We start from the raw sequence: 15,208 nt of genomic DNA, 5'->3' as shown, positions 1-15,208 counted from the left end.
CCCTAAAGCTATACAAAATCTACCCGGGTAATAGCGCTGGCACCTACGCCTCTGAGAGTAGCAAGAATTTCCCCAGTAGCCGGGATAGTAATTAAAGCTCCGTCAACACCTTGAGTTACTATAACTTGAGGAAAAGTTAGACCCCTCGACAGTGTAATTAAATCTTCACTATCTTGAAAATCTAAAATCACATCTGCTCCGCCGCCGGATTCCAATACAAAGCGATCGCGCCCCGCACCACCAATTAAAAAATCGTTGCCAAACTCGCCGGAAACCAAATCATTTCCGTCGCCACCCTCCAAATAATCGTTATCTCTGCCGCCGTACAAGAAATCGTCGCCATCACCACCGATGATGCTGTCATTACCTCGATTGCCTCTGAGAGTATCGTTACCGCCGTTGCCGATAACTGTATCCTCTCCAGGGCCGCCGGTAGCAGTATTGTTCCGAGCGTCGCCTGATAAATAATTCGGTTGTAAGGGAGCTAAACCGTACTGCATTTGTCTGATCAACTGCACAAAAGAAAATTCTGGTGCTGTTCTCACACTCTCTGCACCGCCTCTGCTTCTGATGGCTACTGAGACATTGGGCAGGGCAAAATTCATCGCACCGATAAACTCGTTAAAATCGGAATCGTTGTTATAAGTAAATTCAGGACTGTTTAATTGTTCTACGGAAATTTGCCTCTGCAAAAAACCCACGGGCGGAGTAGTTAACAAATTTTCAGTTCGATGTTTTGCCAAAACAGTTAAGGGATTAATACTCGGATCGGTAAAACTTTGGATAAATACTTTACCCGGAATAAATGCTTCACCAAACAAGCTGACGAAATCTCCGCTGACAATGTAGTGAGTGACATTTTTGTTGCCGACTCTGCCGAGATTTCTCCGAAAACTGGTGAATGTATTCGCGGAGACTCCCGGAGAGTTGAAAGTAAAGATATCTCCGGTCAGAGATGTGTATTCGGTTGCTACAATTTGAGCGACTGCTCCGCCCCAACTGTGTCCGATGACATCTGGCAATAATTTGCTGGGGTTTTTACCAGTATTTTGACCGATTTCTGTGAGCCAATTTTTGATATTATCTTTGTTCTTTTCAAATTCAGGTAAACCAATGTCCCGCGAGTCGGAAAAGATAGCGTCGCCGTCGATGAAGTCTGTACCTTTAAATACGAGGACGGGCGGCTTTTCGGGATTGGATGAACCGAATCCGATCGCATAAAAGTTGGTTTCTGGGTCGTCGAATATGCGATCGATATAGTAGCCATTAGTATCTAGGAAAGTCGAAACTTCATTTTGCGCACTCGGCTTTTGATTCAAAAAAACAATTGATTTAGCTAGAGCTTCATAAACAGCAGGCGAGGCACTCATAATATTATATTTTCTGTTTGTTGGTATTTGCGAGCGCTCAGGCTTGAGCTAATTGTCCAAGGGCAGCAATTATAGCTGACAAGATTTGTATGGTACACTTGATAATATCAACTCAAGAATTAAGTTTTTGCGGTTATGGGTATCATTCGTCAATACATTGCTCCATTAATAGCGGTATTAGTATTTTTCGCTGCTCTGGTAGCAGTCAGTGCTCGCATCTTTTTGCCTGGTGACATGGCTGCCCCGGCACCGATTGAGGAAGCGATCCCCCAAAAGCAAGCGGCAGTAGTCAATCCAATGTTCTTGGGGCTAAATGATGCGGCTCTCCGTGTCCGCTGAGCTGATGTCTGCTCAACTAATACCGGGTTACTGGCTGCGATCGGGATCGGGACTCGATCGAGCAAAACTGGTAAAGTTTATGCACCGGACTTACCGAGAGCTTTACCCGGATGGGGAATTGGGACATTTGGCTCAAACTGTCGAGCAGTATTTTTCTAACCAGACGCCGGTTTGGTGGGTAGAGTGCCAGAAAAACACCCAGGAAGAGGCAGAAATTTTGCCGGCGCTTCCCTCGCAGTATCTCAATCCCTCATCTCAAGCCCAAAATCTCCAATCTGTTGTCGGATGTTTGTGGTTGGGAAATGCGATCGACCAAACCACCGGAGAACGCTACGCTCACATTTTTTTGCTGTACGTAGCACCGGAACATCGCCGTCTAGGAGTCGGTGCAGCTTTAGTTATTCATGCTGAAAATTGGGCGCGGGAAAGGGGCGATCGGCAAATTGGTTTGCAAGTATTTCTCAGCAATCAGCCGGCGGTGAATCTCTATCAAAAATTAGGCTATCAAAGTCATTCCGTCTCGATGCTCAAGTCTCTTTGAAAAATAAATTCTACTGGTTGGGAATCAGGGCTAAAGTCCTGATTCATCCAAATTATGAGGACTGAATTCCTCACTACCAACTTAAGTAAAAGCAGAGATATTCGTTTGTAGTAACTCATATGTTGCACCATTCTCAATTAGCCTTTTATGAACAGGCTTTTGGGCCTGTTCCACAAAAGATAAATTTTCTTCTTGTGGAACAGGCCCGAAAGCCTGTTGCTGACAATGGTGCAATATCGCGCGCACCCTACAATTATTGACTGCTGACTGGTGACTGCTGACTGAGTTGCTTAGGAGCATCCTCTGTGCGGTAAAGTTTTTTTATGAACAATAACGACTACTCCAACGCCCTTGATACTGACACGGAACTGGAAAGCCCTTTGGATCAATTTGACGAATCCGAACCCCCGCTGCCAGATCCAGAGGAAATGCTGCCTTTGCTGGAATCCCCGGAACCTCAGCACCGGATGATTGCGGCGCGGGCTTTTTGCGAACTGCAGGACGATCGAGCAATTTCGCATTTAATTAATTTATTGAGAGACGGTTGCCCCTTGGTGCGAGTGAGCGCGGCTTATGCGTTGGGGCGAAATCCGAGTCCCGATGCTGTGGAACCGCTGATTCTTCAGCTTAATCGCGATTGGAACGGTTACGTTCGCAAAGGGGTAGTTTGGGCCTTGGGAAATTGCAGCGACCACCGCGCTTTGCCATCTTTAATTGATGCTCTGAAAACTGATATTTCGGCGGTGCGTTTGTGGGCGGCGAGTTCTCTGGGTCAAATGGCAAAAGTTGGTTACTATGTGGTGATTGCGGCGATTCCGCCGTTGATTGAAGCGCTGCGGGGAGATGCTGTATCTGCTGTGCGAAGTAATTCCGCTTGGGCGATCGGGCAACTGGCTCGCGAATTGCCGAATAATATAGTGTACGCTGGGGCGATCGATGGTCTGATTGAAGCTTTAGAAGAAGATGAAGATATGGGCGTGCGGGAAGATGCTAAATCTTCGCTCTTGCGAGTTGGCGACCCGCGCGGATTGCAGATAATTGAAGACTTAGAAATGGAAGGACTTTTGTGATTGAAACGCCCCAATTACTAATTACCCATTACTAATTATGCCTTTCATCAGTGCTAAAACAGAATTTGGTTTCAAAAAAATCTTTGCTTCGCCCCAGAGCAAAGACATTTTGATTAGCTTCCTCAATGCTATGCTCTATGACGCAGAGCCAACCATTGAAGACTTAGAAATTATTGACCCTTACGCCGCGCCGAGCGTTACTGGATTAAAAGACACTTACCTGGATGTTAAAGCCAAAATTACAGGCAACAAAACTGTGATTATTGAAATGCAGGTAATAAATGTAGAAGCTTTTACTAAACGGGTAGTGTACAATGCCACCAAAACCTACGCAACTCAACTCAGACCCAGGGAAGGATACTCTAAATTAAATCCTCTGATTGGTTTAACAATTACAGATTTTATTCTCTTTGAAAATACAGAAAAATTTCTCACCCATTTTGTATTTAAAGAACTCGAAGAAAACTTCGAGTATTATAACAGAGAAATCGAATTAGTGTTTGTCGAACTGCCCAAGTTTAACAAAGAACTGGAACAAGTAGAAAACCTAATTCAAAGCTGGATTTATTTTATAAAAAACGCTCCCCTATTCGATGAAATTCCCGAAAAATTTGCATCAATGCCCGAAATTCAAACAGCTTTTTCCATCGCCAGCAGAACTAATTTAACCCTTAAGGAATTAGAGGAATTGGAAAAGCGGGAAATGTTTTTTGAAGACCAACGCGGTGCTGTTATTAAAGGGATGCAAGAAGGTCGCCAAGAAGGTCGCCAAGAAGGTCTAATTGAGGGGCAAACAGCATTAATCCTGCGTCTACTCCGGCGGCGCACTGGCGAAATCCCACCAGAAACTAAAACTCGCATTCGGCAGTTATCTCTCGAACAATTAGAGGATTTAGGAGAAATCTTGTTAGATTTTACCAGTCAAGAGGATTTGATAGCTTGGCTTGACTCGGCTTCCGCATGAATTTATAACTTTTGCACTCCTGATACTAAATCCGGCTTTAATACCCCCTTCATTCTTTATTTGCCACAGGCGGACTGTGTTTGTGTAATAGCGGTTTCAACCGCCGAGTTTCTAATCTAATAAGTCGGGTTCCCGACGCACAATCATGTCATAAAGCGGTTGAAAGCTAAACCATCCCATACGGTGAGACCCTACTTGTTGCTGTGTCAAACGCGCACATTCTGGCTTGATGAGAATAGGTTTTCCTGCTGCTTCGGCCATTAACTGCGCTTGACAAGAACGTTCCATTGCAATAAACCACCAAGCCGCTTCATCTACTGTTTGACCTACTGTTAACAGTCCGTGATTTTGTAAAATAATAGCTTTTTTCTCACCTAAAGTTTTGGCGATGCGTTTAGCTTCTTCGATTTCCAAAACAACTCCGGTGTAATCGTCAAATAAAGCTTGGTCTTCATAAAAAGAACAAGCATCTTGCGTCAGCGGGTCAAGCAGGCGGCCCAAACTCGACCAACTTTTGCCGTAGGGAGAATGAGCGTGGGCTGCTGCGATTACGTCGGGGCGGGCGCTGTGCACTTGGGAATGAATGGCAAATGCTGCTTCGTTTACGGGTTTATTTCCTTCAACAACTTCGCCTTTGTGGTTGACTAAAATTAGGTCGCTGACTCGAATTAAACTAAAGTGCATCCCAAAGGAATTGACCCAGAAATGGTCTAGGTGTTCGGGATCGCGGACGGTGATGTGTCCGGCAATTCCTTCGCTGAATCCGAAGCGGGCAAATAATCGGAATGCGGCGGCTAAACGCTGTTTGCGGTGGCGGCGTTCTTCTTCAACTGAGTTGAATGTCGGGGGTTGAAAAGTGACTTTGGGGATTTTTATTGCAACCATAGATTTGGGAATTGGGCATTGGGAATTGGGCATTGGGCATTGGGCATTGTTAACCGTTGACTGTTAACAGTTAACTACTGACTACTGACTACTGACTACTGACTACTGACTTTATCTTCGCTGAGACGCAAACCTGCTATGTTTTTGCAGTCGAAGGTGGCGTTGTTGCCGGGGCGACGTTCTATTAATTCGATGATTTGTCCGGCGGGGTTTTGCAGAAACCACTGGGTTAATGAGCCGTAGTCTAGAGGACGCTCTGATAGCGGTTTAAAGTTTTTATTTTGCCATATTTTAGCAGCATTCTGCACGTTTTCGACTCGAATCGCGACGTGGTGAACTGCTGCTAATCCTCTTTCTTCCTGGAAACGGTTTTTTTGGTCGCCGGCTGCGTGGGGCGCATCTAATACTACTAAGCCGCCCGCTGGCATTAATAAGGTCATTAAATGCAGCCACAAGTCGGAGGGAACATTAATGTTTTCCGCACAAAAGTTAATCGGGAACAAGTCGGGGCCTTCAACTGTTTTGGCGCCGAAGGGGTCAAAAGATTTGGCGTAGTTTTCGAGTTCGGTGCGGCTAGGAAATGTGATGACAAAGTGGTCGATCGCAACTTGTTCGTCGTACAGGTGTGTTTCAAACGTCCAGGTTGTTAAATATTCGGGAGTGATAAATTTGGGGTTGAATTCCAGCAAGCCATTTTTTTCGATGAAAGGTGAGTCAAGATGGCCCTCAAGGTTGCGATCGAACTTTAGGGTTTGTAGATTCAAGTTTTTCATCTGTATTCGCCGATGTTAACTCCGCAAAACTGCGAATTGTGTCTACAAGCTGAAGTTGACACACATTTGGTGCGCCTTAATTCAAAAATAACACAAAACTTAATATTGGTAAGCCGATCGCCCGATCGCAACTCCCAAACCTTTATAGAGCAAGTATTCCCCAATCTAAAATCGTATCATTTGCCGATCGCGTTCCCGGCCAACCACGCCGTAGTCCAGGCACTTTGGAAGTTGAAACCGCCCGTCACGCCGTCGATATCCAAGATTTCGCCGGCAAAGAAAAGTCCGGGACAGCGGCGGCTTTCCATTGTCTTAAAATCTACTTCTTTGAGGTTGACACCGCCGCAGGTGACGAACTCTTCCTTAAATGCGCCTTTTCCGGCAATCTGATATTCGCCTTGAACGAGTTCTAGCAGGAGGCGATCGAGGATTTTGTTAGATAAGTCTGCCCAGCGTTTTTGCTCATCAATGCCGATCGAACTTGTCAAACGTTCCCAGAGGCGGCGCGGCACCGGAAACGGACAGCTAGAGACAATCAATCGGTGCGACAACTGCGACTTCACCGCTAGCAGTTGCTGCCGCAAAACTTCCGCATTGTACTGGGGAAGCCAATTAATCAGCACAGATGTTTTATAATGGCGATCGTGCAAAAATCTCGCACCCCAAGCAGAAAGTTTTAGTACAGCAGGCCCGCTTAAACCCCAGTGAGTAATTAGCAAAGGCCCGCTTTGTTCTAATTTAGCTCCCGGCAATTTCACCTTAGCATTAGGAACAGAAATTCCGGCTAAATCTTTGATTCTGCTGTCGGAAATATTAAAAGTAAATAGAGAAGGAACAGGCAGTTCTACAGTATTACCTAACTCTTTTGCCCACTTATAACCCGAAGGATTGCTGCCTGTAGCCAGAAGAATGCGATCGCACTTCAATTTCTCCCCGGATTTCAACTCAATTTCAAAACTAGGGGCGGTGTCTTCATGTTCGCCCTCTGCAGTATTTCCCGTTAATTTCTTTACAGAAACTACTGCATCGCCCGTGCGAATTTTTACGCCTGCATCCTCAGCAGCGCGGATCAAACAGTTAACAATAGTCCCCGAATCGTCTGTGGTGGGGAACATTCGCCCGTCTTCTTCTGTTTTCAACTTCACGCCATGACCGGCAAACCATTCAACAGTATCGCGCGGTTGAAATCGAGTAAAAGCACCGCGCAGAGCTTTCCCACCTCTGGGGTAATTCTGCACTAAAACACCAGGGTCAAAACAAGCGTGAGTAACGTTGCAGCGCCCGCCGCCAGAGATGCGAACTTTTGCCAGGAGTTGGCGGCCAGCTTCTAGTAAAGTGACGCGGGCTTGCGGGTAGGTTTTGGCACAGGTAATTGCACTAAAAAAACCCGCAGCACCGCCACCTATGATTGTAATTTTGAGCATTCGATCGGACAAATTTTTTCTCGCTTATTCTGGTTCAAAATCGGATTTTGCCGCCCCGCAAATGGGACAAACCCAATCGTCGGGGATATCTTCAAAGGCAGTACCGGGAGCTATGCCTCCGTCGGGGTCGCCTAGTTCTGGATCGTAGACGTAATTGCAAACTGTACAAACGTATTTTTGCATTTGCTTAACTTAATTTTATATTGTAAGCCTATAGATTGTACTTGACAACGCAACCTAGTGCAATACCAATTTCAAACAGTAATGAGACTTTCCGTAATTTCCAAGTTTTTACGAATTAATATCGTTTCCGGTAGTACCGGAATTATTAGCCAAAATTAGGACACGGCAGTGCCGTGTCCCTACAATATTATTTTCGGTAGGGACACGGCAATGCCGTGTCATCTATATCATAAGGAGTGCAACCGGAATTGATATAAGTTTTGCACCATCTTCAAATCTAAAATCTAAAATCTAAAATCGTCAAAGCCTCCAAAACCGCAGTTCTAGAGGCTTGATTGTATTTTTTATTAGTTTACTGCGATGGGAAGACTAGACTTTCGTTAAAGGCTTAGTCCAAACGCCACTTTCATCTTCTTCGTACTGCTGGTGAATGGCATTCCAAGCGGTGTGTTCCGCTTGTATCGAGTCGTTGCTTTCATCAAATGCGGCGTTGTAGGATTCCATAAAGGTTTTTTGAGCAGCTTCCGACAGGTGCGATCGCACTTCTGGAGATAAGTCTGCCGGACTATTGCAGCGACCTTTGACGGCGCGCGGCAGCGTCATTTCGCTAACTGAAACTTCTTCGCCACCTGCACTTTCTAGCAAGAGTTGAAATTCGCCCGATTTATCTGCGGGAACTTCTGCCATCACGAGAAATTCGCCTGCTTCAACACGGGTTTGATAGATAGTTGCTTTGTCTTCGGGCATTCCCAAAGCGACTAAAGCGGAAACTAGACCCGCACCGGCCGAACCTGCGATCGCGCCGCTAGCAGCACCCAACAGTACAGCACCCAGCGGGCCCGCCGATACTACTGCACCGACAAAGGGAATAAACAGGACACCGACGCCTGTTAGCAAACCCAAAAAAGAACCGAATAAGGAACCAAAAATCGCCCCGCTTCGGAGACCGCCTAATATCACATCTTTTTTAGTAATAAAGCCGGCAATTTTAGTTTTAGATTGAAAGTTTTTTCCCATTACTGAGATGTGGTCGCGGGAAACTCCGCGATCGAGCAAGCGCCGAATTACGCCGTCTAATTGTTCTTCTTCCTTAAATACGGCTGAAACTGTGCGTTCGGCTAAATATTCCTCGGTCATTTTTCCTCCTTGATGGTTTTTCGATTAGTTGTGCTGGTTTTCAGTATAGGAGCACACCGCAGGGCGATCGCATCAACCGCGAGATAGAGGTCGATGCGAGCCGATATACTTTGAGGATCTATCAAAAGAGTTAAAGTTTTTTTTAAGTGCGATTGTTCATCTATTATTCGAGATAGTTATTCAGATAATATAATTTTTTAATCTTGCTATTTTATTCTATGTTAAAGGCTTAAATTTTATCGTAAATTCCGATAGCAAGCGCTTTCCATCAGCTTTTTGGGCTGCTAGATTTGCCTCAATTTTGTCTGGCTTCGCCTAATATTAGGCTAGTAGACCATAAATTTGCGAGCGAGTCAAATGCGGTTTTTAATTAATGATTTTTTCTGGAGTCAGCCCAGCATTAAAATCAATAGCAATATTTTTTACGGTAATTCGGGTTGTGGCAATGGGGGGCGGCAGTCGCAAGTTCCCGGCGTGCGGACAATTAGCGTTCCAATATCAACGGCAGTTGTCATATTTACCTCGATTGAGTTAACTTTATTCTATTGTAACGCAGCTTCATTTCTACCCGATCGCATTTATCAAGGTTAATCAATGCCATTAGCACCCCTGTTTCCTGTCGTTCATCCCATCCTCAAATCTGCTTTTCCCAGATGTCTGTGGACGGGAGATATCAACAGCCGAGAAATTGCCCTCACATTTGACGACGGGCCACACCGTCAGCACACACCTCAACTTTTAAAAGTTTTAGATAAATACGACATCAAAGCTAGTTTTTTCTGGCTAGGTTTTTGCGTGGATCGGCATCCAGAAACGGCTAAAGAAGTGTACGATCGCGGACACTGGGTCGGCCTCCACGGCTATCAGCATATATCGTTTCCCAAACTAAAAACCCACGAACTCAAACAAAGTTTAGAAGACACGCAGAAAGCAATTGCCAAAGCTTGCGATTTAGACCCAAAATTAATCCTGGACGTGAGGCCGCCCAATGGCATTTTTACGCCGCGAACATTAGAGTTATTGCAACAGTGGGAATATCGCCCCGTAATGTGGAGTGTCGTCCCGGAAGATTGGGTGCGACCGGGGGTGAGGAAAGTTATTAGTCGCATCGTGCAGCAAACTGAAAACGGATCTATTATTGTACTGCACGACGGCTATTGTGGCGGTGAAGATGTTGCAGCTTCGGCCGATAAAATAATTCCATTACTTTTGTATAAAGGTTACAAATTCGTGACAGTCGATCGGCTGTGGGAACAGACCAACATTCAAATAACAGGAAATTAAATCCATGAAAAAAACACTATTTCTAGCATCTCTTTGTTTGGCGAGTGCCGGATGGGCGATCGAGCTTTCTCCTGCTTCCCTAAGTGCTGAAACTCCACTTCTAGTGCAGCAGCCAGCCCCTGGCGTATCCGCGCCTGCCGCCAACTCCAAAACCCCACAAGTGGAACTGCTAAATCCGGGAGTGGAACCACGACAGGAACTGCGTTTAAAACCAGCTATTGATGTCAAAGAAACAACTGTGATGACCGTAAAAATGGATATGGAAATATCCGCATCCGGTCGGTCTTCGCCTGGGGCTAAAATTCCAGTATCGGTGATGACTTTCGAGACAAAAGTCACTAAAATTGATCCCAATGGCGATATTCACTACGAGTTTGCTTATACTAACTCAGATATCGCCGACGATACTGGAAATATGCCGCCAGCCGTCCGAGATGCCATGCGTTCCGCACTCAAAAGCATGGTGGGAGTGAAAGGCTCTTTCATCATGGACAATCGCGGTTTTCATAAAGGAGGCGACATTATTTTGCCCGAAGGAGCTGACAACAACCTCAAACAAATGGTTCGACAAATGTCTAAATCTCTAGAACAACTAGCCTCGCCGCTGCCTGCCGAAGCAGTCGGCAAAGGAGCCAAATGGCGCGTTTCTTCTTCCTCTGATTTCAGTGGCATGAATGTGAATGAAATTGCTACCTATGAATTGGATAGCTGGCAAGATGGGGTTGTGTCTCTGAATGTAAGTATAGAGCAGCAAGCCAACCCCCAAAATCTTACCTCTCCCCAACTGCCTGCTGGAACTACCCTAACCCTAAAATCTTTTAGTTCTCAGGGTCGGGGAGCAGCCACAATGCGCTTGGATAGATTAAATCCTTTTCGCTCTACTGTGTCTATTAGTTCAAATAGCGAAATGAGTGGTAAAAATGCGGGCAGTTCTGAAGAATTAACAATCACAACAAAAATGGCGATGGAGATGACTTTAGAGTCGAAGTAAGCTTTATTATAGGAACTCGAAAAATTAGGGACACGGCACTGCCGTGTCCTTGGTCGTCGGTAAATTTTTAATAAATGGTATTAAATCTGGTTAATATAGCTGATATTATATAAACAAAGTTTCCCAAAGTTTGGAACGACAATTTGTAAGTAGAGGAGTCTGTTCTATGATTCGATCGCACAGACGGCAAGCTATTATCGGTTTAGTGGTAGCCCTAGTGATAATCATCGGAAATTTAATGTTTCCGGGTCTGAATGTAGCGCCGGCATTTGCTCAAGCCAAATTTAAGGATGTTAACAACCATTGGGCGCAAGCTTGTATTGAGGAGTTAGCAGATAAAAAAATTATCAGTGGCTACTACGAAGACGGCAGTTTTCGCCCGAATCGCCCCGTCAGCCGCGCTGAGTTTGCGGCGATGGTTCGCATGGCTTTTCCCGATGCCAAAACCGTCCGAGCTCCGATCGACTTTGCAGATATTCCTACAAATTACTGGGGTTTTAAAGCAATTCGAGAAGCTTATCAGACGGGTTTTATGTCTGGATACAGTGGCAGTATCTTTAACCCCACTTTGAATATTACCCGCTGGCAGGCTTTGGTAGCTTTAACCAGCGGCTTGAAATATACACCTACGGGGTCGGGGGCTGAGATTTTGGATGCGACTTTTGAAGATGCGCGGGACATTCCCGAACTAGCCAGAAGTGCGATCGCCGCCGCCACAGAAAAACAACTTGTGGTCAATTATCCCGCCGTCAAACAGCTAGAACCTACACGCAATGCTACTCGCGCCGAAGTCGCAACTTTTTTCTGTCAGGCGATCGCCAAACCCGGCCAAACTGCCTTAGTTCCTACCCAATATATTGCCCAAGTTCCGGCGAATATCGGCCCGCCGAGAACAACAGAAACCTCGGAAGCGGGGAAAGTTCGGGCGGAAGTTTCTTTCGTAAAAGAAGCAGAAAATGCTAAAAATCTCCGCATCAGAATTATCCGCGACGGTAAAAGTTTATTAGAAGAACCAGTGCTGATTCCGACTCGCTCTCTAGTAGATAACCCCGACCAAAGAGCCAGCGAAGAAATATCAGAAGGACGTTTTTTATCGCTACGAATCCGTGATTTAGACGGCGATAAGGAACCGGAAGTGCTGGCAGATTTAGTCTCAACCAAAAGCGGCGTCCGCTGCTGCAATTATTCGTTTATTTACCGCTACGACTCGGCAGCTAACAAATACACTCACATCAAGCATTTCTGGGGCAATGTGAGTTACGAAATAGTCGATTTGGGAAAAAATGATATCCCAGAGTTTAAGAGTCAGGACGGCAGATTTTCCGAGGCTTTTACAAATTACGCTGATTCTCGCTTTCCGCTGCAAATTTGGCAGTACCGCCAAGGTAAAATGCAAGATGTTAGCAAACAGTATCCGGTGGAAGTATACACAAATTCTGCTGAGCTTTGGCTGGAATCTAACAAGCGTCTGAGTGAAAATGGGGAGGTGAAAGGGGTGTTGGCGGCCTTCATGGCGAACAAGTATGTCATGGGCCAGGAGGCGGAAGGTTGGCAGTTGTTGGAGAGGGTTTATCAAGGGCGCGATCGCACTCAATTCTTTGGGAAGTTGCGGGAGTTTTTGGTAAGTACGGGTTATGCCAGTAAGTAGACTTCGAGGTTTTTAACCGCAGATGAACTCGGATAAACACTGATAATATCTGTAGGGGCGGGTTTTACGAATAATATCTAATTCTTACTAAGAATATTACTCAACCCGCCCCCATACAACAGATAACCTACGTCAATTATTTATCAAATTTATCGTCACAGATTAATTTATTTAAACAAAGCAAATTACTTGTGAAGAAATACCAAAAATTGTTGCTTTTTGAAGCGCCAAGCTAAAATAAATATAAAATATCCCCGATTAAATCACTGAAAATGGTATATCCACCTGCACCTTGGAATCTGCAAGGTTATGCTGTTCAGACTGTACAATTGGTAGATGTGGCACGAGTGCGCCCCTTGGTTCCCTCGGAGTTAGAAATTGTCTCTTTATTGCCCGGAAAAACCCTCGGTGGCATTTATATATCCTCCTACGGATTGGGTTCGGTGATGGAGTACAATGAGTTAATTGTAGTTAGCGCGATCGCCAATTATGCAGGAAAATGGGGCGCTTGGATTTCCCACATCTACGTAGACAATCCTAACTCGGTAGCCGGCGGACGCGAAATTTGGGGGCTTCCTAAAGAATTAGCTCAATTTAGTTGGGAAGGCAGCGATGCGGTAAAGGCAACACCGCTAGGCTACCGCGTCACGGTTTGCCAAGAAAACCGTCAACTGTGTAGCCTCAATTACAGCCAGCAAACTTTAGCCTTACCGCTGCCTTTTAGCGGAAATGTTTTCAGCGCTGACCGCAGCAATTTACTGTTGTTTAAAGGAGGATTACAGTCTCGCATCGGTTTGATCCAAGGCGAATTAGAAGTGGCAGAAGAAAGTCCTTTTGCCACTTTAAACTTAGGCCAGCCCTTGCTAACATTTGCCTGCGAAGATATGCGTTTAACAGTCGGTGCGCCGGAATGTGTGGGAAACAGAGTCGTTGAATTCAGTTATTAGCTGTAAAGTGCGGGTATTTTCCGTCAACCTAAAAAAACAGAACAGCCAGAAACCCGGTTTCTTGAAGAAGCCGGGTTTCTGTCGCGACGTATTAGTTTGAGCTACTTACTAATCTTTTTGAGGAGTTAGGCATCCAACGGCTAAAAACCGGGTTTTTTCCTAAATGCGTCGTTGCGACATCCGAGAAACCGGGTTTTTTTTCGTAGTAAGTAAGTCCTATTTTTAAATGCCAGCCCCCGGAGCTGCTTCAGCACCCATTTCTAAAACTGTACCGCGAAGGAAATCAATTTGCTGCTGAAAGTCCATCCCCTGAACCTTTCCTAATAAAGCTTTTCCGGCGTCAGGAAGTTGATAGTCGGGAGGCATAGGAATAATAGTTCCTTCGTCCATTCCTACTGCTAGAAAATACCAAAAAGCCAGCTTGGTTTCTGGGCTCATCGAGCCGTACATCCGGCTGATTTCAGTATTGGCTTTTGAGGCAATGTCGCGCATTACTTGTAGTTGTGCTTCGTGGGGCAGGGGTTTGACTTGCTCGAACAAACCCTGAGCGATTTCGGAACCGGAAGCACCGGGAGCCGCTGGCGTTATTGACTTGCCCATTTCGGTGTAAACAAACCACAGCACACCTAATTGGTCGTCTACACTCAAGCTCTGGATATCTGCTTTTCCTTGGTCGTAAGCACCGGCAGTAGTAAAAGTCATTCAAGCCTCCAAAATAATATCTATTGCTCAGTTTTCTTATTTTTTAGAAAACTTTTGTTTGCTACTTAAGTTAAAGTACCTAATAAATAGTGATGCTAGAATCTTGCTTAAGACAGAGATGATCCCGGACATAAGTTCGGGGAGTAAATTAACCAAAATTGCGAAAATTTGCAACCAAAGGATGAGGAAAATTTGACCAGATTGTTGTTAGCGGAGCTCATGATTAGCATTGTTTAGCCGATCGACGATCGCCTATAATCGCAACAGACCTGTATTTAGGTGGCTGTTATGTCGATCGCAACTGCAAAACGCTTCACCATAGCGGAATATCATCGCCTCACAGAACTGGGGTTCTTTGGTGAGGATGATCGAGTTGAGTTAATTAATGGAGAACTTGTGAAAAGGGCAGCTAAAGGTACCGCTCACGAAACCTGTCTGAGAAGATTATTGCGGGAATTAAGCGCCATAGTAGCAGAGCGGGCAACTTTACAGTGTCAATCTCCCATCGTTTTACCGACAAACAGCGAACCTCAACCTGATTTTTCGCTCGTACAAAATCGCCCTGACGACTATCTATCCTCTCACCCCTGTCCAGGGGATATACTGTTGCTGATTGAGATTGCAGATTCTTCTTTGAGTTACCACAAAAAGGTTAAGCTCCCCCTTTATGCTGAAGCCGGAATCTCGAACTATTCGATATTTAATTTATTACAAACTTGCTTGGAATGTTACAGCGATCCGTATCAGAATGCCCCTGGCCAATTTGGTTATCGCAGGACGCTGATTTTTCTGCCCAACGAGTCTGTTAATCTGCCTTATTTTCACGACTTGGCGCTCGATTTATCGAGAGTATTTCCGCCAACTATAGAATCCTGAAGGACTCTGATATTATTCCAAAGAAAATAGGCTGGCAAATAGCCAGCCTAGAATCAGGAGAACTTTATTTCCAA

General features: G+C 45.3%; 16 protein-coding genes. 9 read left to right on the top strand and 7 right to left on the bottom strand.

Features of this window, described 5'->3' with window-relative positions:
• Window positions 1-8: 8 nt before the first annotated feature.
• Entirely contained in the window at window positions 9-1,370 is a 1,362-nt protein-coding gene (locus QUA90_RS17740) for a calcium-binding protein (protein WP_333446823.1), read from the bottom strand.
• A 135-nt stretch (window positions 1,371-1,505) separates the two neighbouring features.
• Between QUA90_RS17740 and QUA90_RS17735 the strand changes: the two genes are divergently transcribed.
• From QUA90_RS17735 to QUA90_RS17720, 4 genes are all read left to right on the top strand, one after another.
• Window positions 1,506-1,709, top strand: a complete 204-nt coding sequence (locus tag QUA90_RS17735) for a hypothetical protein (protein WP_333080852.1) — start codon at window positions 1,506-1,508, stop codon at window positions 1,707-1,709.
• Window positions 1,710-1,713: 4 nt separating this feature from the next.
• Entirely contained in the window at window positions 1,714-2,250 is a 537-nt protein-coding gene (locus QUA90_RS17730) for a GNAT family N-acetyltransferase (RefSeq protein WP_333446820.1), read from the top strand.
• Between the two features lie 323 nt (window positions 2,251-2,573).
• Window positions 2,574-3,320: a HEAT repeat domain-containing protein gene (locus tag QUA90_RS17725; RefSeq protein WP_333389278.1), complete on the top strand. Its 747-nt coding sequence runs from the start codon at window positions 2,574-2,576 to the stop codon at window positions 3,318-3,320.
• Between the two features lie 37 nt (window positions 3,321-3,357).
• On the top strand, window positions 3,358-4,284 hold the full coding sequence (locus QUA90_RS17720; protein ID WP_333321617.1) for an Rpn family recombination-promoting nuclease/putative transposase: 927 nt from the start codon (window positions 3,358-3,360) through the stop codon (window positions 4,282-4,284).
• 111 nt (window positions 4,285-4,395) lie between these two features.
• Here QUA90_RS17720 and QUA90_RS17715 read toward each other — a convergent pair whose 3' ends face one another.
• The 5 genes from QUA90_RS17715 to QUA90_RS17695 all read right to left on the bottom strand — a co-directional run bounded on the left by QUA90_RS17715 (window position 4,396) and on the right by QUA90_RS17695 (window position 8,686).
• Window positions 4,396-5,169, bottom strand: a complete 774-nt coding sequence (locus QUA90_RS17715) for a class II aldolase/adducin family protein (protein ID WP_333208643.1) — start codon at window positions 5,167-5,169, stop codon at window positions 4,396-4,398.
• A 95-nt stretch (window positions 5,170-5,264) separates the two neighbouring features.
• Complete coding sequence (locus QUA90_RS17710) at window positions 5,265-5,942, bottom strand: hypothetical protein (protein WP_333446818.1); 678 nt, start codon at window positions 5,940-5,942, stop codon at window positions 5,265-5,267.
• Between the two features lie 176 nt (window positions 5,943-6,118).
• Window positions 6,119-7,366, bottom strand: a complete 1,248-nt coding sequence (locus QUA90_RS17705) for an NAD(P)/FAD-dependent oxidoreductase (RefSeq protein ID WP_333446817.1) — start codon at window positions 7,364-7,366, stop codon at window positions 6,119-6,121.
• 24 nt (window positions 7,367-7,390) lie between these two features.
• Complete coding sequence (gene rd, locus QUA90_RS17700; RefSeq protein ID WP_333321623.1) at window positions 7,391-7,549, bottom strand: rubredoxin; 159 nt, start codon at window positions 7,547-7,549, stop codon at window positions 7,391-7,393.
• A gap of 369 nt (window positions 7,550-7,918) precedes the next feature.
• Window positions 7,919-8,686 carry a ChaB family protein gene (locus QUA90_RS17695; RefSeq protein WP_333321626.1) on the bottom strand — a complete coding sequence of 256 codons (768 nt, stop codon included), beginning with the start codon at window positions 8,684-8,686 and terminating at the stop codon, window positions 7,919-7,921.
• Window positions 8,687-9,280: 594 nt separating this feature from the next.
• Here QUA90_RS17695 and QUA90_RS17690 point away from each other — a divergent pair.
• The 4 genes from QUA90_RS17690 (at window position 9,281) to QUA90_RS17675 (ending at window position 13,556) form a co-directional block, all read left to right on the top strand.
• Window positions 9,281-9,970: a polysaccharide deacetylase family protein gene (locus tag QUA90_RS17690; protein WP_333321628.1), complete on the top strand. Its 690-nt coding sequence runs from the start codon at window positions 9,281-9,283 to the stop codon at window positions 9,968-9,970.
• Window positions 9,971-9,974: 4 nt separating this feature from the next.
• Window positions 9,975-10,961 (top strand): DUF6263 family protein, encoded by a 987-nt coding sequence (locus tag QUA90_RS17685; protein ID WP_333446815.1) that lies wholly within the window; start codon window positions 9,975-9,977, stop codon window positions 10,959-10,961.
• Window positions 10,962-11,127: 166 nt separating this feature from the next.
• Window positions 11,128-12,609, top strand: coding sequence for an S-layer homology domain-containing protein (locus tag QUA90_RS17680; protein WP_333446813.1), 1,482 nt, complete (start codon window positions 11,128-11,130; stop codon window positions 12,607-12,609).
• Window positions 12,610-12,881: 272 nt separating this feature from the next.
• Window positions 12,882-13,556, top strand: a complete 675-nt coding sequence (locus QUA90_RS17675) for an acetoacetate decarboxylase family protein (protein ID WP_333446811.1) — start codon at window positions 12,882-12,884, stop codon at window positions 13,554-13,556.
• 222 nt (window positions 13,557-13,778) lie between these two features.
• On the opposite strand, the gene QUA90_RS17670 is transcribed toward QUA90_RS17675, so the two are convergent.
• Window positions 13,779-14,258, bottom strand: a complete 480-nt coding sequence (locus tag QUA90_RS17670; protein WP_333321637.1) for an orange carotenoid protein N-terminal domain-containing protein — start codon at window positions 14,256-14,258, stop codon at window positions 13,779-13,781.
• Between the two features lie 288 nt (window positions 14,259-14,546).
• Here QUA90_RS17670 and QUA90_RS17665 point away from each other — a divergent pair, with 288 nt between their 5' ends.
• The gene (locus tag QUA90_RS17665) at window positions 14,547-15,134 is read left to right on the top strand and encodes a Uma2 family endonuclease (protein ID WP_333446809.1); all 588 of its coding nucleotides are present in this window, start codon (window positions 14,547-14,549) and stop codon (window positions 15,132-15,134) included.
• Window positions 15,135-15,208 lie beyond the last annotated feature (74 nt).

Source organism: Microcoleus sp. D3_18_C4 (assembly GCF_036702355.1).
In the GTDB taxonomy this organism is placed as follows: Bacteria; Cyanobacteriota; Cyanobacteriia; order Cyanobacteriales; family Microcoleaceae; genus Microcoleus.
This window is presented reverse-complemented; position numbering and strand designations above follow the sequence as displayed.